This window comes from Dictyobacter kobayashii, assembly GCF_003967555.1.
In the GTDB taxonomy this organism is placed as follows: domain Bacteria; phylum Chloroflexota; class Ktedonobacteria; order Ktedonobacterales; family Ktedonobacteraceae; genus Dictyobacter; species Dictyobacter kobayashii.
Map to the genome: position 1 here is coordinate 1,209,185 of NZ_BIFS01000001.1, position 24,030 is coordinate 1,233,214.

A 24,030-nucleotide genomic window follows, 5' to 3' on the forward strand; every position below is an offset into this window, starting at 1 on the left:
AAAGAATAGGCTCTATTTTTGATGTGATGAGCGGGACGGGGAATCCGAACGCTTGCTTTTATACTGAGGCGGGCGCTTAGCATTACTACCACCCTTTGAGCTGCGCGCTCCTTGATTTCCTTTGCGCGAGGATGGTCCTTTACCAAAGACTGCCTCCGCCTCACTGCTATGTCCATGCGTCATTAACCATTCTTTCGCCCGGGGATGCAAATCTTTGAGGGTCGGGCCGCCCGCAATCATCATCCACATCGCGAACTCGGGATCGGCAGGTGCGCTATCACCCCAATGGCCTTCCGCCGTCAAAAATTCTCGCACTTTAGTAACATCTAATGTGCGCAAAACAACATCCAACCGTTGCCGAAATTGATTATATTCAGTCATACTTCGTCTACTCACTTTCATGTCAGTGCGCTCACTCTGCTAATAGAAAGAGACCGCTTCACCTCACAAGCAACTATACACCATACATATCATTTACATCGCTGGTCCTGTCTTAGTTTAGCATAGTGCGATCGTCATCGGGCTGTTTGAAAAGCAACTGGCGCATAAATGGAACCTCGCGACGCAGGGCTGTAATCTCTTCATTCAGACGTTGTTGAGTTGAGGTAAGTTCCAGATAGTGCTGCTTCTTAGCATCTTCAATTTCTAGAAAGTAAGCGATGAAATGCGAAAGCTCTTCAGGCGCCTCGGGGAGATTGGCGTGTAGATCGCTCTCATCAGGTGAATTCAAGAGCATATCCAGGTAGGTTTCAAACAAGCTACGGACTTGCTGAACCGCATGCGCCAGATTCTCTTCCGGCTCGTACTCATCCTCATACGGCTCAACCAGACCTGATAAATATGGCTTTTCACGATGCTGGCTGACAATACGGAAACGTCGAATGCCAACGGCCATCAGATCATAGCCACCATCTTCAAGTGAACGGAGATTGTGGATTTCAGCCAGAGTTCCAATTTCATAAGCTTCTTCCCGCATAAACTCGCTACCAGCTTTTACCAGCACCACACCAAACGGCTTATCTTCCTTTTGACAATCCATCACCATCTGTCGATACCGAGGCTCAAAAATATGTAATGGTAGGACCGTACCAGGGAAGAGAACTACATTCAAAGGAAATAAAGGCAATTCAATTGCGGTTGCTGACATATCAGGAATCCTCCAGGGTGAAGAGATCGCCACCTCTTGGTTTAGTTTGTAATGACGTAAAGATGGTAACTTGGTCAGGATCATATCCATCTTATGCTAGAATCATTCGTTGTACCTTGAGACGCCACTGGTATGTGTTATGGGGCAACTTAAACATGCTAATGAAACTTAATTGGATTCACCTACAATCTCATCCACTATTATATACTTTTTTATAGTTGTTGCGGCAAATGTGCAAAGCACATTTGCCGCAACAACTATAAAAAATGGTCGGGCGCGTATGCGCACGCACGCATATAAACAAGCAATATATTATTGAGTCAACTCCTTAACCATACGCTGCACACGAGCACCATCAGCGCGCCCCTTGGTTTCTTTGGCGGCCAGAGGCATAACACGACGGAACTCTTTACCATTGGCCTCAATCAAGCGCGCAATAATTGCCCGCAGATCCTCATCGCTTAATTGAGAAGATTGCAGGTATGACTGCAAAATGTCCATTTCACGCTGCTCTTTTTCAGCCAGTTCGGTACGCCCACCCTGCTTGTAGAGGGGGATAGCCTGATTGCGCTTCTTCACTTCTTGCTCAAGCACTTTTAAGCAATCGGCCTCAGTCAAGGGCTGTCCATATTCTGCATTCTTGCGATCAGTACGTGCAACCTCAAGGTTGTGAATAGCACCTAAAGCCATACGCAATGTATCCAGACGCGTTTGGTCACGCTGCCGTTGTGCATCCTGGATATCTTTTTTTAATTGCTGCTCAATAGGGAAATCCTGCCGTGCTTCTGCCATCTCTCTTACTCCTACATTGCTAATATACTATGTTTATGCGCCTCTTAGTATACTACGAAGGCTCAAAAAAAGCACCTGCAAATTATCACTCGGCAGGGCTTTTTCATGTTCCTCTTTGGCGCCTGCGGCGCCGGGTGTGGAGTGTGTGGTGGTGGTCGGCCGCGGCCGACCACCACCACACACTCCACACATGAAATAAGGCATATTTCATCGCTTACGAGTGATCTCCCCTGCGATCTCTGGACGAACATGAAAAAGCCCTGATCATTCGGACTGAATGGAAGAGAGCCAGCGCAAACCCTTGAATAAAGTTTGCCCCGGCTCTGTAAAACATAGCTGCAGTTATTTGTGACTATGCAGCGGCGCTTCGGCGTCCAGAGAGAAAGCCACCAATACCCAAAATGAGACCGAAAACTACCAACACCAGCCCCCACCACAGATTGATATTGATACCCGCACTCTGTTTATAATCCGCATTTCCAAGCACGCCGTACAGGAAAAGGATCAAGCCGATTGCACCGATGGTCGCGCCAATGGTTAAGGCAATCGACATTCTATGTGCCGCCCCAGAACCCTCAGCACTTTGCACTTTTTCTTCTTGCTGCAATTCTTGTTGACTCATAACGCTGTCACCCTCTCGCTTCCTAGAAGAATATGATATTGAGGACAATGAAGATGGCCAGGGCAGCACCCGCAAGCACCATTGGTCGCTTGTACCATACTGTCTCGACAACTTCCCTCTTCGGTGTCATGCTATAGACCAGGCCTTTTAATTCGGCGTCCGGTTTCGGTTTAGTGAACAACGAGACAGCGATGGTCACGACGAAACAGATACCCCAGGCGATCAAGGCGCGCCACATGCTGGAACCTTCAGAGCTACCCAGCGTGAAGAGGTGCATATACTGCTCGGTGATCCAGAGAGCAATCGAAGCCAGTGTGCCAAGCAGCAGACCAACAAAACCACCCCATGGCGTTGTACGCTTCCAGAACATACCTAGCAAGAAGGTTGCCAGCAGAGGAGCGTTAAAGATGGAGAAGAGGGCCTGTACATAGTCCATAATACTGGTGAAGCTGGCCGCGATATACGCGGTACCAACGCTCAACAGGATACCAACTACGGTCACGACTCGTCCCATCCACAGGTAATGATTATCGCCAGCATCGCGCTTGATGTAGGCGCGATAGATGTCGTAGGTCCAGACAGTATTAAAGGCGGTCACATTACCAGCCATACCTGACATAAACGCGGCTAATAGCGCCGTCAGACCCAGACCCAGTGCACCATTGGGGAGGTAACGGGCCATAGCTATAGGAATAGCCATGTTATAAGAGTTCTGGAAATCACCACCATGACCCAGATTTGGCAGCACCGAAAGGATGACCAGGCCAGGAATGATGGCCAGGAATGGGAAAAACAATTTCGGGAAAGCGGCGATCAAAGGTGTACGCTCAGCAGCAGCCTCATCTTCAGCAGCCAGCGCACGCTGTACCACCAGGAAGTCGGTACACCAGTAGCCAAAGCTTAGCACAAAGCCCAGGCCCAGCACGATACCAATAAAGTTAACCCCAAATGGATTGGCATTGCCAGCGGTGTTTGCCCAGAGATGAAAGAACTGAGGATTGTTTACTTTAGCCTGCAATCCTGACCAACCACCAACGCTGATCAAGCCAATAATCGTTAAAGGTAAGAGTCCTGCTACAATCAAGAAGAACTGGAGCGTCTCATTATAGATAGACGATGTCAGTCCTCCAAGTAAGATATAGACCATGATGAATAAGGCAGCCAACCAGATACAGGTATTTAATGACCAGCCCAGAAGAAGGTTAAATACCAGCGCAGCCGCATACATATTGATGCCGCTGGTCAGCAGGGTTAGAATGGCAAATGAGATAGCATTGAAACCACGAGTAGCCTCGTTATAACGCAATTTCAAGAAACCAGGAACCGAATGTGCCTTACTGCCATAGTAGAACGGCATCATAAAAATAGCCACAAATAACATGGCCGGGATGGCACCAATCCAGTAGAAATGGGCCTGCATAAAACCATATTGAGCGGCATTAGCACCCATACCAAGAATTTCTAGTGCACCCAGATTAGCGCCAACAAAAGCTAATCCAGTTACCCAACTGGGAAGAGAACGCCCGGAAAGAAGAAAATCTTCCGAGGATTTCATCCGCCTTCTCAGTGCAAAGCCAATACCAAGCGTTACAACAAAGTAGACCGCGATAATGAGATAGTCTACCCAGTTCGCATTAGCAATGACTTTGGTTGAAACCGCTGTCAACGTGAGCATAAGAGATCTCCATTAATAATCAAAACTATAAGTAAAGATTATCTCTCTAAGAGGGTGTACAGGCCTGGTGTAAAGAAGTAATCTCTACCTACATCTCTGAAGCAAAAAAAATCAACAAAAAGAAGCTAGAGATAAGTCACCTATCTCTACCTTCAAAGGAATGCTACTATTAATCACGGGACAGAAGAAAGTTTAGCTTCAAAGAATGTTGACATTATGAATGGAAAGCTTGCCAAAAATCATCATTTATCTAATACAAACACCGGAAGAAAGCAGGTTACAACTTTCTTCGTTGCTTACGTCACTATAAGAAATAAAAACCTATAGCTGGCTAAAGAGTGAACGAAATAAAAGATCAATTCAAGTGTTTTCATAAAGAGAAACGCTATAATTTTCATCACTTTCAGCGGTGAGACTGAATGCTTACTTTTATAAACTTACTATTCAAAAAGGGCGAGAGCAATGAGCAGACCACAATTTCGCGGTGAGGTGCGGGCCCCTGATTTTCCAGCAGGATTAGATTGGATCAATAGTGATCATCCTTTGCGCCTGGCAGAGCTGCGCGGCCAGATGGTGATACTCCATTTCTGGACATTTTGTTGTATTAATTGCATGCATGCGCTGGCGCAGTTGCGTGAGATAGCCGCGGCTTTTCCTGATACGGTAACGGTCATCAGTGTCCATTCGCCCAAATTTCCACGTGAGCAGTTTACCAACAGTGTACGCGATGCAGTCTTACGCTATGGCGTTGAGCATCCTGTGGTTAATGATCGCAGCATGTACCTCTGGCAACAATATGCTGTACGCGCCTGGCCAAGCCTGATATTTATCGATCCTGAGGGCCGGGTCATTCAACGCCATGAGGGTGAGATTGAGCCCACACAGGCTATCAGCCTGATCCAGCCTATGATCGACGAATTCGAGGCGCGTGGTCTACTCACACACCAAACGTTGCGCTTTACCTGGGAAGTAGCCACCCGATCACTGCTCGCCTTTCCAGGCAAAATCGCCATCGATAGCGCTGCTGATCGTCTGGTGATCAGTGACTCGGCCCACCACCGTCTCCTCGAGACCAGTCTGGATGGTCGGATACGCCAGATTATCGGCAATGGGCAGGCAGGCAGGGTAGATGGGAACTTCTCAGAATCCCAATTCAATCGTCCACAGGGTCTCCACCTCGTAGAGAATATGCTCTATGTAGCTGATACCGATAACCACCTTATACGACAGGTAGATCTGGCCAGACGACAAGTAACCACCATTGCGGGCACCGGCGAGCAATATGGCTTGAGTCGTACACCGACCAGTGGAGCCGCCCATAGCATTGCCCTCAATTCGCCCTGGGATCTCCAGCTGCGACACGATGTACTAACTGACCACGACGAGCTCTTTATCGCTATGGCCGGCAATCACCAGGTCGCGGTCCTCCATCTGAACAGTGGAGAGATTGAACCTTTCGCTGGTCGCGGTCCTGAAGGGATCGGAGATGGCAGCTACCAGGAGGCTTTTTTCGCGCAACCCAATGGGCTGGCCCTTGCTGAAAACACCCTGTATGTAGCGGATAGTGAAACGAGCGCCGTGCGCGCTATTGAGCTGGTTGAGCCCCAACAGGTGCATACACTGGTTGGGGAGGGGCTTTTTGTGTTTGGAGATCAGGATGGCATAGGCAAAGCTGTGCGCCTGCAACATGTGCAGGCACTCTGCCTCTGGCAGCAACAACTCTACCTGACAGATACATATAATAATCGCATTAAGATCCTCAATCCAGCCACCCGACGTGTAACGACGCTGGCAGGAACTGGCATAGCTGGCCTTAAAGATGGTACATTTGGGGAAGCACAATTTAATGAGCCGGCAGGCATAGCCGCCGCTGATGGCAAACTCTATGTGGCCGATACCAATAATTCAGCCATCCGTATTCTGAATCTGGCAACTCAGACTGTGTGCACATTGCACATTCAATGGTAATATAGATACGATACTACCAGCGGCAGGCCGATCATAAATGTTATGGATGCTCTTTTTTTACTTGCAAGGAGATAGAGCGAACGTGAAAATCCTATATGGAGATCGGATTGGAGCCCAGGGAGTTCTCAACATGGGCACATCAGCAATTATCTATGATGCTACACATCAGAAAATTTTGCTGACGCGCCGTAGCGATAATGGACGCTGGTGTATACCTGGTGGTCGCATGGAAGTGGGCGAGAGTGTTAGCGAGGCCTGTATACGCGAGATCCATGAGGAGACCGGTTTACAGGTTAAGATTAAACGTCTGGTGGGTATTTATAGCAGCCCTCATATGTTGCTTGAATATGCCGACGGCAATCGCTACCAGGTCGTGAACCATTCCTTTGAAGCTGAGACCACCGGCGGACAGTTAGGCCTGAGTGACGAAACCACTGAGGTGGGCTATTTTAGTCCTTCAGAGATCTTGCAGATGGATGTCCTGGAACATCATCTACAACGCATTCAAGATGCACTTGCCAATCAGCCGCTCCCAGTAATCCAATAATGGAGGCGGCAAATAAACATATCTCACTAAAAAGTAGAGATATTGAACGACTGACGCATAAAATGCTTTCACCTCTCTCATGCTATGAGATACAATGGACTATATGATCATTTACTCATAACAGTGAAGTGTTTGTAAGGAGTTTCCTATGACAACAGTATTTAAAGATGCCATCACCCACGCGCAAAAATCATTTGTGAATGAACCCTTCACTGATTTTTCACAAGCATCCAATCAGCGTGCTCAGGCAGCCGCGCTTGAGCAGGTGAAAAACGAATTAGGGCGCACCTATCCTTTAATTATTGGTGGCAAAAAAATACAGAGCGACCGGACTTTTAACTCGGTCAATCCCGGTCGGCCAGATGAGGTCGTTGGAACCTTCGCTGCCGCCACACGGGAACAGACCGATGAGGCGATTCAGGCCGCTGCTACAGCTTTTGAAAGCTGGAAACGTGTACCTGCCTCTGAGAGAGCTGGCTATCTCTTTGCAGCCGCAGACCTGATGCGCCAGCGCCGCTTCCTCATTAATGCCTGGATGATTTATGAGGTCGGTAAAAGCTGGATCGAGGCTGATGTAGATACGGCAGAAGCCATTGATTTCCTCGAGTTCTATGGTCGCGAAATGCTCAGGTTAGCAGGCGAGCATCCACTGACCCGCATTGAGGGCGAGGAAAATGAACTGGTCTATATTCCGCTGGGCGTGGCCGCAGTCATTCCACCCTGGAACTTCCCATGTGCTATCATGGCAGGTATGACCAGTGCCGCCTTCGTGGCAGGAAATACCGTAGTACTCAAACCGGCCAGTACCGCCCCGGCCATCGCCTACCAGTTCATGCAGATCTTAGAAGATGTAGGGCTGCCAGCGGGTGTCGTCAACTATCTGACAGGTTCTGGCTCAACCATTGGAGACGCCCTGGTCGATAGTCCACAGGTACGTTTTGTCTCCTTCACTGGCTCACGCGAAGTCGGACTGCGCATCTACGAGCGGGCCTCGAAGGTACATCCAGGACAGCGCTGGCTGAAACGCTCTATCCTTGAAATGGGTGGGAAAGACGCCATTGTCGTCGACGAAACAGCCGATCTTGAGGCTGCCGCGACCAACATTGTAGGCTCCGCCTTTGGCTTCCAGGGACAGAAATGTTCGGCTGGCTCACGTGCTATTGTGGTCGATGCAGTCTATGACGAAATATTACAAAAAGTAGTCGAGAAGGCGAAAAAATTAACCCAGGGAGATGTCACTCAGCCTGAGACATACATGGGCGCAGTCGTCGACGCCAATGCAAAGAAAAAAATCCTCGAATACATTGAGGTTGGGAAAAAAGAAGGTAAACTTGTCCTTGGCGGTGGTGAACAGGGACCGGGCTACTTCATTGAACCAACCATTTTCGCCGATGTAGACCCACACGCTCGCATTGCCCAGGAAGAAATCTTTGGACCGGTTCTGGCCGTAATTAAAGCAAAAGATTTTGACCATGCCCTTGAAATTGCCAATGATACCGAGTATGGTCTGACTGGCTCACTCTATTCCACCGACGCAGCGCACATTGCTCGTGCCAAAGAAGAGTACCATGTCGGAAATCTTTACTTTAATCGCAAATGTACAGGCGCATTAGTAGGTGTTCATCCGTTTGGCGGCTTTAATATGTCGGGCACTGACTCTAAAGCTGGCGGCCGTGATTACCTGCTTCTCTTTACCCAGGCCAAAGCCATCTCAGTGAAAAAATAAAACGAAGGAGCAGCTCTTGGCAACCGTTAGTAAACACAGTCCAGGGCTCTGGCATATCTCCTTACCATTTCAGGGAGAGCCCGAGGTCATTGGGACATATGTCCTGGCCGGGAAAGATGAGATCGCTCTCATCGATCCCGGACCAGAAACAACGATTGAGGCACTGCTGGCCTCTTTACAGGAAGCAGAGTTCAATCCACAGACGATTACCCACATTCTCCTGACCCACATTCACCTGGATCATGCTGGAGGTGTGGGCACATTGCTGCACCACATGCCCAATGCCAAAGTCTATGTGTATAGCAAAGGGGCGCCGCATCTGAAAGATCCGACCAAACTGATTACCAGCGCCAGCCGGGTCTACAAGGAGCGCATGCAAGAGCTATGGGGCAATGTCGAAGCAGTCCCGGCCGCGAATATACAGACCATCGATGGTGGCGATATTCTGAATGTCGCCGGTCGCCGGCTAGAGGTGCACTATACACCTGGTCATGCCAGCCATCATGTCGTGTTCTACGATGTCCATGCTGGTGAACTGTTTGCGGGCGATGCCGCAGGTGTACACTTACCTGGTATCGATTATGTCCGCCCACCAACGCCACCACCCGATGTAGATATCGAAGCCTGGTCAGCCACCATCGACCTGCTTAAAAAGCTACGCCCAGATGTGCTCTACCTGGCCCATTTTGGACCGGTACGCAACACTATCCCTTACCTGGAAAGGTTTCGCGCCCAGCTTTTCGCCTGGGGCGATATCGTACTGGAAGCACTACAGGCCGGAAAAAACGAGGAAGAGATCATCCAGATCTTAATCGATAAAACTGAGCCTGAGCTTAAACGTAAAGGGGCTGATGCGGAGGCATTCAAACGCTATGACCTGGCCACTAATTATCCAATGACCGCCCAGGGCTATATCCGCTACTGGCAGAAAAAACATCCCGAAAGACTTTCATAAGCCGATCTGACGATGTTTGTGGAGTACAGTAAGGAGGCGACTACGGCCACCTCCTTACTGTACTCCACCATAAAAATCGCTTAAGTGAAGGTCGCATATGGCATTATTTAGCAAACACACACAGGGTGCCGCATGTCTCACACCAGCCTGAGAGCTGACCATTCAGTTCATGGACATTGGTCAGGCGGCAAGCACAACGACACACATAGCCCTGCGCCCGTGCAGGATTGCCAAAGACCAGGGCGTGGGCAGGCACATCTTTGGTGACCACAGCTCCAGCCCCGATCAAGGCAAATTCCCCAATCGTAATGCCGCAGACGATCACTGAGCCAGCCCCCAATGAAGCTCCATATTTGACCAGGGTAGGTGTTACCTCCCAATCCTCGGCACTTTTCAGTTGACCCTCGGGTGTAATGGCTCGTGGAAACATATCATTGGTAAAACAAACGTGAGGGCCAATAAAGACACCATCCTCGATGGTGACACCTTCAAAGACAGAGACATGGTTCTGAATCTTTACGCGTGAACCAATCGAGACATGGGATTCCACATAGACGCCTTTGCCAATATTGCACTGTTCGCCAATGTGGGCCTGGGAACGCACATGAGCCTGGCGCCAGATACGCGTGCCGGCCCCAATCTGCGCTCCCTCCTCTACCTCGGCCTGAGGGTGAACATAAAATGATCTCTCTTGCATTATTTTCCTTTTACGCGACGAGCATTGGTAAAATTATTACGGATAAAGGGTAGCCAGCGTAAGCGGGCAATAAATCCCATAGTCCGGCCGCCTCTGCTGCTACGACCAACCAATGCTGGTCAACATCCGCTTCGATGCGCAACAGGCGATGTGGATCGCTGGCGGGGGTATTAATGCCGTAGGTAGTGGTGACCGCCCAATCATAGCCAGCATCCTTAACGGCCTGCACCACTGCATCTCCGATATGCTGCGCCTGCCCAACCGGATAGGCAAAGCTACGGACGGGATGCCCCAGTTTTTGCTCCAGTACCTGGCGACACTCGGTCACCTCATAGCGCACTTCAGCTAAATCTGTGATATAAGAAAGAATTGGATGATGCATAGTATGTGCACCGAAGGTAATCCAACCGCTTTTATCCATCTCCAGCGCCTGTTCCCAGTTCACTGGATGAAGCTCGTTATCACGAACCGGATCTTCAATCGTGGGTGATAAATCAAGCACAGCCCTGGCTTCAGCTAAGAAGCCCTCTCGCTCAGCAACCGAGGTCGCAAAGCGCGCATGGTCATCAATATACTGGGCCAGGATGGGACGCGCTCCCTCTTGCTCTAACTGAAAGGTTTGCTTGTCCAGGGTAAACTCAGTGGCACGGGCCCGCTGAGCCATACTCTGGCCTTCAAACCACCAGAAGCGCTGATGCGATTCAATATAGCCGGGCACAAGGTAAATAGTTAAGGGGATACAATAATCGCGAGCAAGGCCCATAGCATAGGTATAGTTATCAGTATAGCCATCATCCAGGGTAATAATCAGTGGTGTACGTCGATCTTGCTTGTACTTAGGATCTTTGTGACCGCTATAGAGTTCTTCTAAGGCGGCGTCCAACGGCATAATACGATAATGACGACGCAAATAAAGCAGGTGCTGTAAAAAATTGCCACCTACTGAAGAGTGATAAGTCAAGATTGCCACCCGTCGTCCAGCTCGCCGTGTCCACCAGCGAGCCAGAGCAACCAGGCCGCTATAATAAAAGAATCCAGCCAGCATTATCAGGATTCGTCTGCCCATTTTTGCTTCCTTTGACACTACTTCCATCAACCAGGCCATCATAGCAACAGCGTTGTGTTGCTATGATGGCCTTAAACATAGGTAGATTAGAATTAGCGAGAACGTACCACTTGTTTGGCAATGGCGCCAGAAGCACGACGAGCAGCCGCCTGAGCCCCGACGACAAAACGGTAGAAAGGACCAAAGCTGCGCGCGGACGAGAAACCTACAAAGTAGAGGCCTGGTACGCTGGTCTCAAAATGGCTGTTCAGAACTGGTGAGCCACGATGGGACTGCAGTGCGTCTTTAATCTTCTGATCCAGCATCGGCAACGCTTTCACATCCGGACGATAGCCGGTACCAAGGATAACATGATCGAAAATCTCTTCTTTACCATTGGCCAGTGTCAATTTCACCTTGCCGTCTACTTCCTCGATCTTAGTAATAGACGTATTCTCTCTCAAGTCGACTTTACCCAGGATACGTGGCATCAGCCAGTGTGATCCGGCTGGACCATGGGTGGTATCCACAATATTATCGCGGCGGGCACGGGATGCGCTATGCAGCGAATAAGGATATTTCTCCTGGAACAAATTAGACCAACCATAACCCATGCCAGCCTTAGGAGCACGCAGATTGCGAATCCAGTTTGGATATCTGGTATTGTTGAGGGTGAGCCAGCGCACAGTACGACGCACAAAGACAGTTACATCGGTACCTTGCTCATTCAATAGAGCCGCTGTCTCCAGGGCTCCCTGACCACCACCGATAACCGCGACCCGCTGATTCTTGAATGGCTCCAGGGTCGCATGTTCAGACTGGTGCGTAACCAGATTTTTGGGCATGTGAGCGTACTCTTCCGGAGAATAGATATAGTAGTGCAGTCCAGGAGCAACCACAACTACTTTGCTCGTAACCACACGCCCATCTTCCAGGGTCACACGATACTTATCATCCAGATGTTCAATATTACTTATATAGGTTTCATCGATATTGGGCACAGCATGTTTCTGAAACCAATTAACATAATCCAGGAAGGTTTCGCGTGGCATCGGATCAACCGGCTTTTCACCGATTGCTTCATAGTAGCGTGCAATAGCATATTTACCCTGTGGATCTGAGAGGCTGGAAGCCCACCAGAAAGACCGCAACAACATTCCGTCAGGCATATGATTGCGCCAGAAATAATTTACTTTTCCAAAAGTAGCTACCTTGAGCCCGTGACCCAGCAAATGCGCGGAAAGAGACAGCCCATAAGGTCCAGCACCCATAACTACAACATCATATTGGGCAGAAGGGGTAGATTCTTGATTCTTTTTAGCATTTAAAGTAACGCTCATAATTAATTCCTCCCAGACGGACGTTTACGCAATTTGCGCACGGAACGATAAGAAAAATCCTTCGCCGCACTCCAAACAGGTTTAAGGTCCTTCCAATCGACATAATCATAACCGGTAGGGGTAAAAAAGCTAGAACAAAATTGTAAAATGGTTTGGGTGGGTGGTGGAACACCAGGTCGACCGCGCTGGGCCAGGGCCTCTGCAGTCGTGACGATATCTCCCTCGAGAAAGCGCATCCAGCCACCTGCTTGATAGCCTTCTACGGGCTTGATAAGTTCTCCGGCCGCCCATTGATAAAGTAGATAAGGAAAATCGATACCAGAACGGACCGCGATTTCAACGGAAGCCGAGAGCCGAGGATTAATCTCCATCAGATAGGGTTTTCCAGCATCATCGCGCCGAAATTCAACCTCAGAGTAGCCTTCCAGTTCGATTTCGCGCACCAGTCGCTCTGACTGTTGACCAATATCATCCGGGATAGCAATACTCTGGCGCAAGACAGAGGTGCCTCCCAGAGGGGGTTGGGTTCGCTTCGCCCATTGAGCAAAACGAGCATAAAAAGTACCTTGCCCATATAAAAGACTGATCGCTTCCCTACGGCCAGTCAAAAATTGTTGAAATAAGGTGCTGCCACCAAATTGAGTTAATTTTTCCACTGCCTGATATGCTTCATCAGGAGTGGTTACCAGCTCACAGATCAGGCGCACCCCTTGTTGCTCTCCCCATAACCAGGTTTCAATTGGTTTGACCACTGCTGGTAAACCAATCTCGCGTATAGCTTCCTTGACTTCACTGGTAGAAGAGACCGTCACGCCTCTGGGAATGCCCAATCCCAGACGTTCCGCAATCGCCAGGGTAACGTCTTTGTTAATGGCGGCTTCCAGGGCTGGCTCCTTTGCCAGAGCGATACGAGTATACTTTTCAATCTCCGCCCGGTGCTCGCGGATAACCGCTAGCGTCCCGTCCGAAGAGGTCAACAACACGCGGGCTCCGGTATAAGCCAACACCTGGTGCAGATAGGTCAGGTAAGATTCCGTCTGGTGATCATACCCGGGTGCTACATAAGCATGTTCACACCAGCGAGATGAAAACGTCGGTACAAAGCGCCCTCGGGTGGCATTCGGAGACGTTTCCAGTGCTGCTACATGCATCCCACGTTGTCCAAGGGAACGCACTGCTACCAACGATTGGCGCAAATTGGCATCTAATACCAATGCATCATACGTCGGTGGCTGTACTCCTGTCTCAACCACCTGCTCCGACAGCGTGGCGGCCGAGACAGGAGATCCTGATCGACCTTGTAGATCGCTATTATTTAAAGAGTTTGGCATACTTTTTCCTAATTCGAGACACAATGCCTAATAATCCAACAAGCTCTGCTGCCATAACCATCCAATTAAGTTCCGTATCTCCGGCATACGACCTAATAATAAGGGATTGGACTCCCTGGTATTGAGTGTTTCCAGGGTCGTCACAGCCCAGGTAAAACCGGCAGACTTAACGGCCTCAATCCCTTGCTCGCCAATATGTTGCATCTTCCCCACCGGATAGGCAAACATACGCACAGGATGACCCAGTTTCTCTTCTAGAAGCCGACGAGAATCCTGGACCTCGTACAAAACTTCATCCGGATCTGACAAATAAGCCAGAATAGGATGATTGACGGTATGGGCTCCATACGAAACCAGGCCAGTGGCCTCCATTTCGCGAATCTGGTCCCAGGTCATTGGCAAATTACTATCGTTTATACCTGCTCCCCGACAAGGTAGCGATACCTGCAAGCTTAACTGGACCTCTGAGAGAAATTGCTCTCGCTCAGCAATCGAGGTGGCATGACGCGCTCTTCCATCGATGCTATCAATCAACGCCTGGCGTTCATGTGGCTGTGACATTTGATAGACATGGCCATCAAATGTCACTTGCTCGGATTGAATCTGGCTGACCAACTTGCTGGCCGCTAGCCACCAGAAATAGCAGCCACTCTCCACATAACCAGGAATCAGAAAGATAGTTATTGGGACCTGATAGCGTTGCGCCAGTCGAAATCCCTCTGCGTAGTTATCAATATAACCATCATCGAATGTCAGAACAAGCGGGCGACGACGATCTCTTTTAGCCGAACTCGCTTCTGGCGTAAAGACTTCTTCCAGAGCTTTCTCCAAATGCATAATCCGGTAGTGACGCTGCAGGTAACGTATATGCGCCTCCAGAGAGCCATCCGCATTATGATAATTGAGAATAATTAACCTCCGGTCTGAACGTTCTTTAATACGTAAAGCCAGATATGTCAGTCCAGTATAAAAAAAGATCGCAGCAATTACTATACGCATCCGCTCATACATGACCAATCCCTCCCACCCTCAATACAGCTGACAGCAAATGTGTTGTTTGCATTCTACCTATCTCTGACGAGCCACATAGCGTGCGGCTCCAGCGGCTACACGTTTCCCAGCAGCTTTCGCACCCACAACGAAACGATATAATGGACCAAAGGTACGGACAGAGCTTAAACCAATAAAGTACAATCCTGGCACACTACTTTCAAACCAGTTATTTAAGATCGGAATATTCTGATCTGTTTGAATCTGGGACAACAAGCCTGGATCGATCATCGAGAGATTCTTTACCGTGACCTCGTAACCTGTACCCAGTAATAAATGGTCGACCTGCAAACGCTGGCCATCTGAAAGCAACACATCCAGTTTGCCATCCTGCTCTTTTAATTCTTTGATCGTCGTGCGCTCATGCACTTTAACCTTGCCTTCACCTAAAACGCGCTCACGCAGCCAGTCAGAAGCGGCAGCATTATAGTGCGATTTAATGAAGCGATCCTTGCGTTCCTGAGGGAAACGATGGAAGAGATATGGAATATATTCCAATACCCAGTTTTCCCAACCAGGAGCGATACCGGCCGATGGAGCCTGGATCTTTTCCCACAACGAACGTTCGTCATGGCGATCTCGTGGCAACCAGTTAATCGGACGGCGGGCCACCAGGTGTACGTCAGCCGCGCCTCCATCTTCCAGAAGCAAGGCAGAATATTCAACGGCACTTTGTCCACCACCCAGAACCAGGATGTTTTTATCTTTGAAATTGCTGTAATCACCATTGTCAAAGGCATGTGAGACCAGCTCTTTGGAAAAGCCGCTAAATTCTTCTGGACGACGGCAGAAATAATAGACACCAATGGCCATCACAACCGACGTTGCTTGAAGTACACGCCCATCCTCCAATGTTACAATGAAACGTTCATTTTGCCGCTTAACCGAGGTCACATAGGTCTCATCTACATTGGGTACCGCATTTTTCTGAAACCAGAAAGCATAATCCAGGAAAAGTTTCTGCGGAACAGGATAGGGATTGTGTATGTTCTTCATCTTTAAGTAACGCGCGAAGCTATACTTTTTTTGGGGATCAGAAAGATTGGTTGCCCACCAGTGGGAACGTAGATACATTCCAGCTGGCATATGTTTGGTCCACAATTCCATTGGCTTGCCAAAGACAGCGACATTTAATCCTTTGCCAATCAAATGGGCTGCCGTAGTTAGACCATAAGGTCCAGCACCAACAACAATGACATCATATTGCGCTACCGGAGTCGATTGCTGAGATTCTTGTAAGTCAGACACAACGCTCATGAAAACCTCCTTTTGATACGTGATAACCTCTTGGCAATAGCCCCTCCCACCCACTCAAGCGTAAACTCCGTTGATGCTTTTATAGCAGGGGTCAGATCATTCCAATCGACATAGTCATAAGCCATAGGTTGAAAGAAAGAGAGGGTAAAATCTAATACGGCCTGGCCGGGTGGGGTTACACCGGGGCGGCCACGTTGCTGCAAGGCTTCAATTGTGGTCATGATATCCCTTTGAGATAGCGCATCCAGTTCCCGACACGATAAGAATGAATCTTATCGATTTTTTCACCATTCGCCCATTGATAGAGGAGATAAGGAAAATCGACACCTGAACGTACGGCCACCTCCACAGAGGCCGACAAGCGGGGATTAATCTCCATCAGATAAGGAACGCCAGCCTGGTCGCGGCGAAATTCGACCTCAGAATAACCTTCAAGGTCAATCTCACGTATCAGTTGCTCGGACTGCTTGCCAATATCAGATGGAACGGCAATACTTTGACGCAGAACCGAAGTACCGCCTAATTGAGGCTCTGTACGCCTGGCCCATTGGGCAAAACTGGCATAGACCTCATGGTTAGCATACATGATACTTATCGCCTCACGGCGGCCAGTTAAAAATTGCTGAAATAAGGTTGTGCCACCCAATTGTGTCAATTCTTCAACCGCCCTGCGTGCTTCATCAGCGGTGGTCACCAGGCGTGAGGCAAAACGAGCACCACCGCCTTGCGCCTCATCCCATAACCAGGATTCAACAGGCTTGATGACGGCCGGTAAGCCGATCTCTTTAAGCGCCGCCGTAACCTCATCCACTGAGCTGACGGTCGCTCCACGTGGAATGCCCAATCCCAGTCGCCTGGCCACATCCAGGGTCTGCTCTTTGTTGATGGCAATTCCCAGAGCAGGATCGTGCGCAAGTGCAATCTGTACCCGCTTTTCCAGGCGTTCCCGGTGCTGGCGTAATAGCGCGACCGTGCTATCGGAAGAGGCAATTATCACATGCGCCCCACTATGCTCTAGCCACTGTTCAAGAAAGCTAAGATAGGCCTCAGTTCCGGCAACCCCGGGACAGATAATTCCTTGCTGGCACCAGCGTGAGGAGAAAGCTGGCACAGCGTGCTCTGCCTCCAGAGCAGCAACCCTTAATCCACGCTTCCCTAATGAGCGTACCGATACCAGTGATTGACGCAAAGCGGCATCCAACACCACAGCATCATACGCATTCGAGGTACGCTCAATATTACTATTAATTTGCTCACTCAGATTAGATTGAATTGTATCAATACTATCTGCCTCAGATGAATGATGTAACACACAACACCTCAACGCTAGACCAGTCTTTTATTTTGTTATATATTTTCTTTTTTATTAGTAAAAGGTTTCCAGAGTGGCGCAAATATGCCCCAGACCCCTGAAGTTTCGGCAGCGATCAAGAGCCAGTGGCGACGCACCTCTACCAGCACACGCTCCAGGCGATAGGGATCACTCTCTGGGGTCGCGACACCTTTAGTAGTTGTAACAGCCCAGGTGTATTCCGCCCTACGTACAGCTTTAATGGCTTCCATCCCAATATGCTCGTCGCGTCCGATTGGATAGGCTAATGTGCGGATCGGCTTTCCCAGACGTTCTTGCAGTACTTTCCGGCAATCAGCAACTTCGTAGTTCATTTCGGCTGGATCAGATAAGTATGCCAGTACAGGATGATGCATGGTATGAGCCCCAAAGGAGACAAAACCACTTTCCTGCATTTCCATAACCTCATTCCATGACAGAGGAATATTAACATCTTTTACATCTCTTCCACAAGTTTCCTGCACCGAAATGGCTAAATTGTGTCGCATCTGTGTCAAAAATTGTTCACGTTCCGCAACCGAATGGGCAGTGCGCAAACGCATATCGATCAAGAGTGCCAGAGCCTTTTGTGACTCAGGCTGTTGCAGGTGATATGTCTGGCCGTCAAAAGTAAATTCGTTTAGCCGGGTCTGCTTTACCAGACGTTCGCCTTCACCCCACCAGAAATAATCTCCACTATCGATATAGCCTGGGATCAAAAAGATTGTGATAGGGACCTGTAATTCAACGGCCGCTTTAAATGCATGGGTGTAGTTATCATGATAGCCATCATCAAACGTCATCACCACAGGTGTACGCTGCCGATACGATTGCTTTTCATTCGCATGCAACCCATACAATTCTTCCAGGGCCTCTTCGAGGTGCATGACACGATAATAGCGCTTTAAATAGCGCATATGTTGCCGGATATCACCCAGGCTCGCACGGTGGTAATTTAAAATAAGCAGGCGTGGCCCCGCTGGCGCATGCGCCAGCGACTAAGCCCTACTAATCCGCTATAATAGAAAAATGCTGCAACCAATACGCGTGCTGCTTTACGCATAAAACCTTTTCCCTCATTGTCAATTGTAAGATAGTCTGGATGCTTCCTTCATCCAATTAGCACAACAGCTGTTCCGTTCTACGAAAGAAATAGCTGCTTTGCTTAAAAACTATTGGGATTATGCTTCACCACCAGCGCGGCCATGACATTTGCCATCAATGCCTGCATCCCTGGTACCGCTGTACTTTTATCTCCACACTTAGGATCAACATGTGCTCGATAATTGTCTAGTGTTGTCTCCCAATATATTGAGCCGGTAGCAAAGACCAGCGCTCCCGAGGGAGCGATATAATAAGCCGAATTGCTAACATCGGTCTGCTTGGTCTCACTGCTAACAGTAGGCGATGAACTGATCACATGCAAATTTTTTGGCGTGGTACTACTATATGATGGATTGGCAGGCGTGCCATTAGGACTCAAGTTAGCTCGATCCCATTCATAACCAACTACCCCACAGCCATACTCCTGGTTAGGTTGTAGATCAGTACCTTTGAGCAGAGGCAACGAAGCAGCCTGAGGGGCTACACGCCAGGGAAAACCATTCTGGTCGTGGGTGAGATTAGAAAACAAGATGCCAACCAGGGCATTCTCGGGTCGATTTACAACAGGGTCGCGCCACATACTGGTTACGACTGAATTATCTTTACCATACATTGGATCACGCGTAAGGTCCTGATTACTGGTCTGCACCTTGTATGATACGATGGTTCTGTTGGCAACACCGGCTGAATCAGGCTCAAAACGCATTTGCCAGTAGATGGCATTCGCCCCCATAAAAGCTAAACCAATCCCTTTATTGTGAGCATTCTCCACCGTTGCACGCATACTCTTGGTCCAATATTCATCATGGCCAAGAGAAATATAGGCCTTATGTTTATCCAGGAGATGGGTATTGGCCTGCACATCAAGATCACTGGCGTATGAAACATCATAGCCATGTTGCTCTATCCAATGCACCGTCTGAGCGATAAATACCAGTACCTGGCTGGAACCATTCTCCACATCATAAGGCTTATCTAGCGAGACCTTGACAGCCCTTTTAGCTACTGTCGTACCCTGGAACACATCGTCCGCACCATAAAGACTGGAACCACCCCAGTCATTATAGGCAGCATAGGTAGTATCAGGTGTAACCGCAATATATTGCGAGCTTGTTGATCCTAGTACATCAAATGGTGCATAGGATTGCTTGTTGTTAGCATCGGTGAATTTTGCCAGATAAATCCCCGTCGTCCAATCTTTAGGGACTTGCAAAGTATACGATGGTTTCCAATGCGTTTCAACCAGGCCGCTATCCGTCGCAATGGTGCAGGTAGCACAATTCACAAGATGAGCACCAACGCTATCGTAATAGCCCTGCGCCTGTCCAGACAGGTTGGGAATCGAGGTCATTAAGCGTCCACCCAGGCCGCTATACCATCCCAGTCTAAAAATATCAATGCGATATGAAGTCTGAGGAATCTGGGTACTGACATAGAAAATCAGTTTCTTCCCCGGTTTTACAGAGGTGGCCCCCACATAGCCCTGGATTTGTGTGGAAGACTCATATCCTGACGGTATCTTCCAAGATGTTGTGCCAGTCAGTGCATTCTCACGCGTTATCGCATTATCTGGTCCACCAGCAGTGCCATTAGTGCTATCGTTCAACATATACTGTTGATCATTCGAACCAGATGATAACGATGGCGATAAAAAATAAAAACTGATCAGAGCTCCTGCGATGATAAAAATAGTCACAATTGTGACAACAGACTTAAATTTCATGCAGGATCCTCCGCATTCATTCTTTTTAACATCGATTTATTTCTTTACAAGAATACAATACAAGTAAGAGAATATTCTCCATTAGAATATAGCATCAGAAAATGATGGAGCAATGAATAATACGTTACCCCTTACAAAAATACCATAGCTGTCGTGATGAAGAGATGTTTATATTGGTGGAGAATCAGTGAATCATCCGGTAAAAGTGTGGAGAAATTCATGAGCTAAGATTTACCAATTCACCACATTCATGCGAAGAAATACAGGCGAGGGTAGGAATATTTTCCCCATCGCTACATTATCTAAACGTTATCTACTATACTGTGCAAAGTATGAAATTTGGGTAAAAAGTATTGCGTGGCGACACGAATGACATCTAAGCCGTTAATATATATTGACGGTTCACTATTGTGGCATCATCCTGACAACGAAGACATAGAAAGATGCAGCAAAGCTCGTAGGATAAGTAAATAAAGCCACCAATCCCTGAAGTTGTATGAAATTGGTTTAATTAAGCTCAATCCATAAAATAGGAGGATCAAAAAAATAACGCCTGCGGGGTCATTATCTCAACAAAGAAGTACTATTTTCAACGCCTTCTCAACACCAGTGACAACCTGATTCTCATCTATAGAAGGTATCTTCTAAGAAGAATATAATTAAAATTAGCCATCATGTTGTTGCTGTATCATAGGCAAATTTATTCATTAGTACTACACGATAGACAATTTTGTGGAAGTCTGACATTGTCATCTTATACATGACTAAAAACCTGGTAAGGACGGTATTTCAATGCGGAGTACGCTAAGTCGCTATATACTACTCGCAAAACGTTGGGCATGGGTCATAATACTTGGTATGGTTATTTGTGGCGGTACAACTTATCTCGTCACTAAACTGCTGATGCAACCCGTCTATGAGGCACAAACGCGCTTACTGATTACCCTGGCGGGTACGTCACAAAACGATAGTACAGTAGCGGCTATTGCTCAGCAACCAACATTTAACCAGTTAATCACGAACCCTAATGTTCTTAGTCCGGTGGCCGCCAAACATAATATGACACTCAAGCAGCTGAGCGGCATGGTCAAGACGCAACCCGGCACCAATACCCCTATTATTGATATTCTGGTAGATAGCAGTGATCCTCAGCTGGCGGCTCAACTCTCCAGAGAGGTAGCACGCAGTTTTACCGATTATGCAAATACCCGCCTGGGTAGTCAGGCAAACTTTAATATCATCGATCCAGTGGTTCCAACGGACCCGGTCAGGCCACGTCCTTCGCAGGATTCATTGATCGGCGCGCTGGTTGGTCTGGGTCTGGCACTGGCAATTATTGTTATATTTGAATGGATAGATGATAGATTGACTGCTCCTGAAGAAGTAAACAAGCTACTGGGTATTGATGCGCTCACCATTATCCCTGAACTTTCTCGTAAGCAACGCTCGCGCAACGCGGAGGAAACTCCAGAGCTCGCTGAGGGGTGTCGTATCCTGTGTGCTAATCTAAACATGGCACAGATGTTGCGCCCCTTTAAATTAGTCATGGTAACCAGCTCAATGGCAGGTGAAGGAAAAAGCACCATTGCTGCCAATATGGCTTCATTCCTGGCTATGTCTGGTAAACGAGTGCTCCTGGTGGATGCTGATTTACGCCACCCGGTCCTTGATCAGCATTTCCAGCTAAATAATCAAAAGGGCCTCTCAAATGCATTCTTAGAGATGTGGGCCCAGGTTGAGATGGAACTAGACGGTCAGCCAACCGAGATCCCTTCGCTACGTGTACTGACTGCTGGCGTACTTCCATCTAATCCATCAGAGTTGCTGCAGTCACAATTGGCCAGTCAGCTCTTCAATCATTTCCGCAATACACCTAAATTTGACTATGTTATTTTCGATACCCCACCCCTGCTCCCTATCGCTGATGCACAAATTATGGCGGCTTATATGCAGGTAACAATCCTTGTCGTTGATGCCTCACACACCCCGCGCAAAGCAATGGTACGGGCAAAGCAGGCTCTCAATCGAACAGGTACGCGTATTCTGGGTGTCGCGCTCAATAAGAGTAACTGGCCTGAGTTTGGTCAGGTGCATGACTATCTGAGCAATATCCAATCGCGCCCGCGGGCAGATATAGCCATGTCCATGCCGCCTAATACACCACCTGTCAATCATGCAATCGATGCAACCAATACTGCTATTCTCCCCTCTGCCAACAACAAACGCTAAGCATAAAACCTGGCAATGATGTGTGGTAGGTAGAGTCGAGGCAGCGAGATACACTTGGCCTGACATGGAGCTAGACCAGCCTCCCATGTCAGGTACAGTAGTGAAATACAACATTATATAAAATTTCTCATTGAGAATATTTGTGCTTTTGCGAAAATGTTTTGAGGATATAAAAGGGAAACAAAGGTTAATGAAAAATCAGCTAATGGAGAAGATCTCCTCGCGCTCATTACGTGTGGCTATTATCGGGCTCGGTTATGTGGGGCTCCCCCTGGCCGTAACTTTTGCCGAGGCAGGTTTTCAGGTCACAGGTATTGACGTAGACCAGAAAAAAGTTGATCTGGCCAATGAAGGACAAAGTTATATCTCTGATATTGAGAGCAGTGAGCTGCAAAAGCTGGTTACTGCTGGCATATTGAAGTTTACCACTGATTTCGGCGCACTCGATGAGATTGACGCGATCAGTATCTGTGTACCTACTCCACTGCGCAAAACACGGGAACCAGATATCTCCTATATTATTTCAGCGGCCCAGCAGGTGCGTGACCATCTGCAACAAGGACAACTGATCATACTGGAAAGCACCACTTATCCGGGCACAACGGATGAGGTACTACTCCCTGAGCTGGAGAGCACTGGATTAAAGGTTGGAGAAGATTTCTTCCTGGCTTTCTCGCCCGAGCGCATTGATCCGGGCAATCCTAAGTTCGGCACCAAAAATACACCCAAGGTGGTTGGTGGTATTACCGCGGCCTGTACAGAGCTAGCCGAGGCTTATTATGGAGCCGCCATTGAACAGATTGTGCCTGTAACATCGGCTCGGGTGGCTGAGATGACCAAGTTGCTTGAAAATACTTTCCGCGCCGTCAATATCGGCCTGGTCAATGAAATCGCTATTATCTGTGAAAAACTGAAAATCAGCGCCTGGGAAGTTATTGATGCCGCGGCGACCAAACCGTTTGGCTTTATGCGCTTTCAGCCTGGCCCTGGCCTGGGCGGCCATTGTATACCAGTCGATCCACATTATCTTTCATGGAAACTAAAGACTCTGGATTATAATGCGCGCTTCATTGAACTGGCAGCCGAGATCAATAGTAGCATGCCACACTATGTGGTAAACAAAATTATGGCCGCACTCAATGAGCAGCGTCGTAGCCTGAATGGTGCGACCGTGCTGGTACTGGGTGTCGCTTATAAACGCAATGTCAGCGATGTGCGCGAATCACCAGCCCTGGATATTATTCAGGATCTACTCACACACAAAGCGGTCGTTCTCTACAACGATGATTATGTGCCTTCACTTACACTTCAGGGCCGCACCCTTCATTCACAACCTGTGAGTAGCGGACTGTTACAGGCCGCGGATTGTATTGTGCTGGTAACTGATCATGACTACTACGATGTCTCTTCCATCGTTGAGGAGGCACGCTCTATCGTTGATACGCGCAATATGACCAAGGGATTTCAAGACGCCAAGATTTTCAGACTTTAG

General features: G+C 48.4%; 21 protein-coding genes. 6 read left to right on the top strand and 15 right to left on the bottom strand.

The window, feature by feature from the left end; genetic code table 11:
• Positions 1-12: 12 nt before the first annotated feature.
• The 5 genes from EL645_RS05415 to EL645_RS05435 form a co-directional block, all read right to left on the bottom strand.
• Complete coding sequence (locus EL645_RS05415) at positions 13-381, bottom strand: hypothetical protein (RefSeq protein ID WP_126549077.1); 369 nt, start codon at positions 379-381, stop codon at positions 13-15.
• Positions 382-493: 112 nt separating this feature from the next.
• Entirely contained in the window at positions 494-1,147 is a 654-nt protein-coding gene (locus tag EL645_RS05420; RefSeq protein ID WP_161977139.1) for an LON peptidase substrate-binding domain-containing protein, read from the bottom strand.
• A gap of 312 nt (positions 1,148-1,459) precedes the next feature.
• Positions 1,460-1,939: a GatB/YqeY domain-containing protein gene (locus EL645_RS05425; protein WP_126549079.1), complete on the bottom strand. Its 480-nt coding sequence runs from the start codon at positions 1,937-1,939 to the stop codon at positions 1,460-1,462.
• 352 nt (positions 1,940-2,291) lie between these two features.
• Entirely contained in the window at positions 2,292-2,561 is a 270-nt protein-coding gene (locus EL645_RS05430) for a hypothetical protein (protein WP_218031745.1), read from the bottom strand.
• A 22-nt stretch (positions 2,562-2,583) separates the two neighbouring features.
• Positions 2,584-4,236, bottom strand: a complete 1,653-nt coding sequence (locus EL645_RS05435; protein ID WP_126549080.1) for a sodium:solute symporter family protein — start codon at positions 4,234-4,236, stop codon at positions 2,584-2,586.
• A 462-nt stretch (positions 4,237-4,698) separates the two neighbouring features.
• On the opposite strand from EL645_RS05435, the gene EL645_RS05440 reads away from it, so the two are divergent.
• The 4 genes from EL645_RS05440 to EL645_RS05455 all read left to right on the top strand — a co-directional run bounded on the left by EL645_RS05440 (position 4,699) and on the right by EL645_RS05455 (position 9,432).
• Positions 4,699-6,204 (top strand): thioredoxin-like domain-containing protein, encoded by a 1,506-nt coding sequence (locus EL645_RS05440; RefSeq protein WP_126549081.1) that lies wholly within the window; start codon positions 4,699-4,701, stop codon positions 6,202-6,204.
• A gap of 130 nt (positions 6,205-6,334) precedes the next feature.
• Entirely contained in the window at positions 6,335-6,751 is a 417-nt protein-coding gene (locus tag EL645_RS05445) for an NUDIX domain-containing protein (RefSeq protein ID WP_246035284.1), read from the top strand.
• 148 nt (positions 6,752-6,899) lie between these two features.
• Positions 6,900-8,477: an L-glutamate gamma-semialdehyde dehydrogenase gene (gene pruA, locus EL645_RS05450; RefSeq protein WP_126549083.1), complete on the top strand. Its 1,578-nt coding sequence runs from the start codon at positions 6,900-6,902 to the stop codon at positions 8,475-8,477.
• A gap of 16 nt (positions 8,478-8,493) precedes the next feature.
• On the top strand, positions 8,494-9,432 hold the full coding sequence (locus tag EL645_RS05455) for an MBL fold metallo-hydrolase (RefSeq protein ID WP_126549084.1): 939 nt from the start codon (positions 8,494-8,496) through the stop codon (positions 9,430-9,432).
• A gap of 103 nt (positions 9,433-9,535) precedes the next feature.
• Here EL645_RS05455 and EL645_RS05460 read toward each other — a convergent pair whose 3' ends face one another.
• The 10 genes from EL645_RS05460 to EL645_RS05505 all read right to left on the bottom strand — a co-directional run bounded on the left by EL645_RS05460 (position 9,536) and on the right by EL645_RS05505 (position 20,309).
• Positions 9,536-10,129: an acyltransferase gene (locus EL645_RS05460; RefSeq protein WP_126549085.1), complete on the bottom strand. Its 594-nt coding sequence runs from the start codon at positions 10,127-10,129 to the stop codon at positions 9,536-9,538.
• Positions 10,130-10,139: 10 nt separating this feature from the next.
• Entirely contained in the window at positions 10,140-11,195 is a 1,056-nt protein-coding gene (locus tag EL645_RS05465; RefSeq protein WP_161977140.1) for a polysaccharide deacetylase family protein, read from the bottom strand.
• A gap of 92 nt (positions 11,196-11,287) precedes the next feature.
• Positions 11,288-12,514 (bottom strand): NAD(P)-binding domain-containing protein, encoded by a 1,227-nt coding sequence (locus EL645_RS05470; protein WP_126549087.1) that lies wholly within the window; start codon positions 12,512-12,514, stop codon positions 11,288-11,290.
• Between the two features lie 2 nt (positions 12,515-12,516).
• On the bottom strand, positions 12,517-13,845 hold the full coding sequence (locus EL645_RS05475; RefSeq protein WP_126549088.1) for a carboxylate--amine ligase: 1,329 nt from the start codon (positions 13,843-13,845) through the stop codon (positions 12,517-12,519).
• 27 nt (positions 13,846-13,872) lie between these two features.
• Positions 13,873-14,856: a polysaccharide deacetylase family protein gene (locus tag EL645_RS05480; protein WP_126549089.1), complete on the bottom strand. Its 984-nt coding sequence runs from the start codon at positions 14,854-14,856 to the stop codon at positions 13,873-13,875.
• 57 nt (positions 14,857-14,913) lie between these two features.
• The gene (locus tag EL645_RS05485; protein WP_126549090.1) at positions 14,914-16,152 is read right to left on the bottom strand and encodes an NAD(P)-binding domain-containing protein; all 1,239 of its coding nucleotides are present in this window, start codon (positions 16,150-16,152) and stop codon (positions 14,914-14,916) included.
• Entirely contained in the window at positions 16,149-16,373 is a 225-nt protein-coding gene (locus EL645_RS05490) for a hypothetical protein (RefSeq protein ID WP_126549091.1), read from the bottom strand. The genes EL645_RS05485 and EL645_RS05490 overlap by 4 nt, the downstream gene beginning before the upstream one ends.
• Positions 16,370-17,464 carry a carboxylate--amine ligase gene (locus EL645_RS05495; protein WP_161977141.1) on the bottom strand — a complete coding sequence of 365 codons (1,095 nt, stop codon included), beginning with the start codon at positions 17,462-17,464 and terminating at the stop codon, positions 16,370-16,372. The genes EL645_RS05490 and EL645_RS05495 overlap by 4 nt, the downstream gene beginning before the upstream one ends.
• A 35-nt stretch (positions 17,465-17,499) precedes the next feature.
• Complete coding sequence (locus tag EL645_RS05500; RefSeq protein WP_126549093.1) at positions 17,500-18,399, bottom strand: polysaccharide deacetylase family protein; 900 nt, start codon at positions 18,397-18,399, stop codon at positions 17,500-17,502.
• Positions 18,400-18,647: 248 nt separating this feature from the next.
• Positions 18,648-20,309: a N,N-dimethylformamidase beta subunit family domain-containing protein gene (locus tag EL645_RS05505; protein WP_126549094.1), complete on the bottom strand. Its 1,662-nt coding sequence runs from the start codon at positions 20,307-20,309 to the stop codon at positions 18,648-18,650.
• A 792-nt stretch (positions 20,310-21,101) separates the two neighbouring features.
• On the opposite strand from EL645_RS05505, the gene EL645_RS05510 reads away from it, so the two are divergent.
• Together EL645_RS05510 and EL645_RS05515 are read left to right on the top strand one after the other, a co-directional pair.
• On the top strand, positions 21,102-22,538 hold the full coding sequence (locus EL645_RS05510) for a tyrosine-protein kinase domain-containing protein (protein WP_126549095.1): 1,437 nt from the start codon (positions 21,102-21,104) through the stop codon (positions 22,536-22,538).
• A 190-nt stretch (positions 22,539-22,728) separates the two neighbouring features.
• A complete protein-coding gene (locus tag EL645_RS05515; protein WP_126549096.1) occupies positions 22,729-24,030 on the top strand; it encodes a nucleotide sugar dehydrogenase in 1,302 nt (433 codons plus the stop codon).

Coding starts and splice junctions, on each gene's coding strand:
- EL645_RS05465 (WP_161977140.1), bottom strand. CDS start 11,195: ATGGGCAGACGAATCCTGATAATGCTGGCTGGATTCTTTTATTATAGC.
- EL645_RS05440 (WP_126549081.1), top strand. CDS start 4,699: ATGAGCAGACCACAATTTCGCGGTGAGGTGCGGGCCCCTGATTTTCCA.
- EL645_RS05510 (WP_126549095.1), top strand. CDS start 21,102: ATGCGGAGTACGCTAAGTCGCTATATACTACTCGCAAAACGTTGGGCA.
- EL645_RS05485 (WP_126549090.1), bottom strand. CDS start 16,152: ATGAGCGTTGTGTCTGACTTACAAGAATCTCAGCAATCGACTCCGGTA.
- EL645_RS05500 (WP_126549093.1), bottom strand. CDS start 18,399: ATGCGCTATTTAAAGCGCTATTATCGTGTCATGCACCTCGAAGAGGCC.
- EL645_RS05460 (WP_126549085.1), bottom strand. CDS start 10,129: ATGCAAGAGAGATCATTTTATGTTCACCCTCAGGCCGAGGTAGAGGAG.
- EL645_RS05445 (WP_246035284.1), top strand. CDS start 6,335: ATGGGCACATCAGCAATTATCTATGATGCTACACATCAGAAAATTTTG.
- pruA (WP_126549083.1), top strand. CDS start 6,900: ATGACAACAGTATTTAAAGATGCCATCACCCACGCGCAAAAATCATTT.
- EL645_RS05480 (WP_126549089.1), bottom strand. CDS start 14,856: ATGTATGAGCGGATGCGTATAGTAATTGCTGCGATCTTTTTTTATACT.
- EL645_RS05475 (WP_126549088.1), bottom strand. CDS start 13,845: ATGCCAAACTCTTTAAATAATAGCGATCTACAAGGTCGATCAGGATCT.
- EL645_RS05470 (WP_126549087.1), bottom strand. CDS start 12,514: ATGAGCGTTACTTTAAATGCTAAAAAGAATCAAGAATCTACCCCTTCT.
- EL645_RS05415 (WP_126549077.1), bottom strand. CDS start 381: ATGACTGAATATAATCAATTTCGGCAACGGTTGGATGTTGTTTTGCGC.
- EL645_RS05490 (WP_126549091.1), bottom strand. CDS start 16,373: ATGACCACAATTGAAGCCTTGCAGCAACGTGGCCGCCCCGGTGTAACC.
- EL645_RS05435 (WP_126549080.1), bottom strand. CDS start 4,236: ATGCTCACGTTGACAGCGGTTTCAACCAAAGTCATTGCTAATGCGAAC.
- EL645_RS05505 (WP_126549094.1), bottom strand. CDS start 20,309: ATGAAATTTAAGTCTGTTGTCACAATTGTGACTATTTTTATCATCGCA.
- EL645_RS05420 (WP_161977139.1), bottom strand. CDS start 1,147: ATGTCAGCAACCGCAATTGAATTGCCTTTATTTCCTTTGAATGTAGTT.
- EL645_RS05515 (WP_126549096.1), top strand. CDS start 22,729: ATGAAAAATCAGCTAATGGAGAAGATCTCCTCGCGCTCATTACGTGTG.
- EL645_RS05430 (WP_218031745.1), bottom strand. CDS start 2,561: ATGAGTCAACAAGAATTGCAGCAAGAAGAAAAAGTGCAAAGTGCTGAG.
- EL645_RS05425 (WP_126549079.1), bottom strand. CDS start 1,939: ATGGCAGAAGCACGGCAGGATTTCCCTATTGAGCAGCAATTAAAAAAA.